This window comes from Pseudomonas edaphica (genome assembly GCF_005863185.1).
Lineage (GTDB): Bacteria > Pseudomonadota > Gammaproteobacteria > Pseudomonadales > Pseudomonadaceae > Aquipseudomonas > Aquipseudomonas edaphica.
On record NZ_VBVZ01000739.1, the window covers coordinates 1 to 2,778 of the forward strand.

Consider the following 2,778-nt stretch of genomic DNA (forward strand, 5'->3'; position numbering starts at 1 on the left):
GATCAGCGTTGCGCAGGCCTGGCTGACCAGCGACAACGCCATGAAAAACCTGCGCATGATGCTCAAGACCAACCAGAACGGCGGTTTCGACTGCCCTGGCTGCGCCTGGGGCGACTCGCCGGAAAGCGGCATGGTCAAGTTCTGCGAGAACGGCGCCAAGGCGGTCAACTGGGAAGCCACCAAGCGCCGTGTGGACGCGGCCTTCTTCGCCAAGCACAGCGTGACTGCACTGCTGGAGCAGAGTGACTACTGGCTGGAATACCAGGGCCGCCTGACCGAGCCGATGCGCTACGACGCCGAGACAGATCGCTATAAAGCCATCAGCTGGGACGCCGCCTTTGACCTGATCGGCAAGCACCTCAACGCCCTGCCAAGCCCGGACATGGCCGAGTTCTACACCTCGGGCCGGGCCAGCAACGAAGCAGCGTACCTGTACCAGCTGTTTGTGCGCGCCTACGGCACCAACAATTTCCCGGACTGCTCGAACATGTGCCACGAAGCCAGCGGCGTCGCCCTGGCGCAAAGCGTGGGCGTAGGCAAAGGCACCGTGACCTTTGATGACTTCGAACATGCCGATGCGATTTTCGTCTGGGGCCAGAACCCCGGCACCAACCACCCGCGCATGCTTGAGCCGCTGCGCGAAGCGGTAAAACGTGGCGCCCAGGTGGTGTGCATCAACCCGCTCAAAGAGCGTGGCCTGGAACGCTTCCAGCACCCACAACACCCGCTGGAAATGCTCACCAACGGCGACAAACCGACCAACACCGCGTACTTCCGCCCGGCACTGGGTGGCGACATGGCCATCCTGCGCGGCATGGCCAAGTTCCTGCTGCTGTGGGAACGCCAGGCCCAGGCCGAAGGCAAAGAGGCGGTGTTCGACCACGACTTCCTCAATGAACACAGCGTCAACGTGCTGGAGTACCTGGGCCAGATCGACGACACCCCATGGGATGAAATCGTCGCGCAGTCCGGCCTCACCCTGGTCGAGATCGAGCAAGCGGCGCGCATGTACGCCAAAGGCAAAAACGTGATCATGTGCTGGGCGATGGGCATTACCCAGCATCGCCATTCGGTGCCGACCATCCAGGAAATCGCCAACCTGATGCTGCTGCGCGGCAACATCGGCCGCCCAGGCGCTGGGCTGAGCCCGGTGCGCGGCCACAGTAACGTGCAGGGCGACCGCACCATGGGCATCAACGAACGCCCGCCGGTGGCGTTTTTGGATTCGCTGGAGCGCCGCTTCCAGTTCCAGGTGCCGCGTACCAATGGCCACAACGTGGTCGAAGCGATCCACGCCATGCTCGAAGGCCGCTCCAAGGTGTTTATCGGCCTGGGCGGCAACTTCGCCCAAGCCACGCCAGACAGCCCGCGCACCTTTGAAGCCCTGCGCAGTTGCGACCTGACAGTGCAGATCAGCACCAAACTCAACCGCAGCCACCTGATGCACGGCAAAGACGCGCTGATCCTGCCGTGCCTGGGCCGTACCGACATCGATATCCAGGCCGACGGCCCGCAAGCGGTGACAGTGGAAGACTCGTTCAGCATGGTGCACGGCTCCAATGGCCAGTTGCAGCCGCTGTCGAAGCTGATGAAGTCCGAGCCGGCGATTCTGGCCGGGATTGCCGCCGCCACGTTGGGCAGCAAGCCGGTGGACTGGAACTGGCTGGTGGCCGACTACGGGCGCATCCGCGACTTGATCGCCGATACCATCCCAGGCTTCAAGGACTTCAACGAACGCATCAAACACCCAGGCGGTTTCTACCTGGGCAACTCCGCCGGTGCACGCCGCTGGAACACGCCGTCGGGCCGCGCCAATTTCCGCCCGAACGTGCTGCCCAAAGACCTGATCCACGAACGCACCCACGCCACAGGGCGGGTGCCGGACCTGATCATGCAATCGATGCGTTCCCACGATCAGTACAACACCACCATTTATGGCCTGGACGACCGCTACCGTGGGGTCAAAGGCCAGCGTGACGTGCTGTTCGTCAACGAAGCCGACATCATCCGCCTGGGCTTCAAGCCGGGTCAGAAGGCTGACATTGTGTCGCTGTGGGAAGATGGCCGCGAGCGCCGCGTGAAGGGCTTTACCTTGCTGGCGTTTGATATTCCGGCGGGCCAGGCGGCGGCGTACTACCCGGAAGTGAACCCGCTGGTGCCGCTGGAAAGCACCGGGGATGGCAGCCATACGCCGACGTCGAAGTTCGTCGCGATTTGCCTGGAAGCGGCGAGCGACAGTGGCTTGATCATGGCCCGTTCAGCCTAAGCAGAGCCCATCGTGGCGAAGGAGCTTGCTCCCGCTCGGGTGCGTAGCGACCGTAATAATGTTGGGGTCGCTGCGCAACCCAGCGCGAGCTTGCTCCCTCGCCACAAGAGAACAATGCCGGCAGTTTTACTCAGGCACAAAAAAAGGCCGCTTTTGCATAAAAGCGGCCCTTCCGAAGTAGCTAAAGACTCACAAAATCGACTTAAGTTCCCTATACAAAACAGCAACTTAGCGAATTGTATACAACCTCTACCGCCGGTCGGTTTTCGATTGTCAGCGCCTCGATACAACCTCAGGATCGCGCCGTCATCCTCTTGAGGTCTCTCTATGAAGTTCTCCTCGATTCTCTTGTTGTCCCTTGGCCTGGTCAGTGGCGCAGCCATGGCCGGTGGCACCACCGAAGCCGGTGTGGGCGGCGCATTGGGCGGGGTTCTAGGTTCGGTTGTCGGCCAGCAGTTGGGCGGCAACACAGGTTCCACCATCGGCGCAGCCTTGGGTGGCGCAGGCGGCAG

Annotated in this window: 1 protein-coding gene and 1 pseudogene; both read left to right on the forward strand. The window is 62.1% G+C overall.

Annotation, left to right across the window (positions count from 1 at the left end):
- Positions 1-2,266, forward strand: a 2,266-nt coding sequence (locus FEM54_RS29780) for an FdhF/YdeP family oxidoreductase (RefSeq protein WP_138453984.1), incomplete at its 5' end; no start/stop codon positions are given.
- A 327-nt stretch (positions 2,267-2,593) separates the two neighbouring features.
- Positions 2,594-2,778: pseudogene (locus tag FEM54_RS29785) on the forward strand (hypothetical protein); the annotation flags it as partial.